We start from the raw sequence: 461 nt of genomic DNA, 5'->3' as shown, positions 1-461 counted from the left end.
ATGGCGGAGGGGAACCACGCGTTCCCATACCGAACACGACCGTTAAGCCCTCCAGCGCCGATGGTACTTGGACCGCAGGGTCCTGGGAGAGTAGGACGTCGCCAAGCAGGTGTTTAATACACCTATAACTTTTGCTTTATGCAAAAGTATTGCACCTTGAAAACTGGATATGAGATAACAAAACATCTTTTAGCTGGAATGAATGACACTGAGTAATCAGTGATTAGGTTAAGCTAATAAGAGCGCACGGAGGATGCCTAGGCACTAGGAGCCGAAGAAGGACGTGGCGAACAACGAAACTGCCTCGGGGAGCGGTAAGCACGCATTGATCCGAGGGTGTCCGAATGGGGAAACCCGGCTGTCGTAATGGACAGTCACTGTTAACTGAATACATAGGTTAACAAGAGGCATACCAGGGGAACTGAAACATCTAAGTACCCTGAGGAAGAGAAAACAAAAGT

2 rRNA genes are annotated in these 461 nt (G+C 48.8%); both read left to right on the top strand.

Annotation, left to right across the window (positions count from 1 at the left end):
* Positions 1-107 (top strand): 5S ribosomal RNA (gene rrf / locus M3194_RS30875); the annotation flags it as partial.
* Between the two features lie 119 nt (positions 108-226).
* Positions 227-461 (top strand): 23S ribosomal RNA (locus M3194_RS30870); the annotation flags it as partial.

Source organism: Paenibacillus glycanilyticus (assembly GCF_023715145.1).
Classification (GTDB): domain Bacteria; phylum Bacillota; class Bacilli; order Paenibacillales; family Paenibacillaceae; genus Pristimantibacillus; species Pristimantibacillus glycanilyticus_A.
This window is presented reverse-complemented; position numbering and strand designations above follow the sequence as displayed.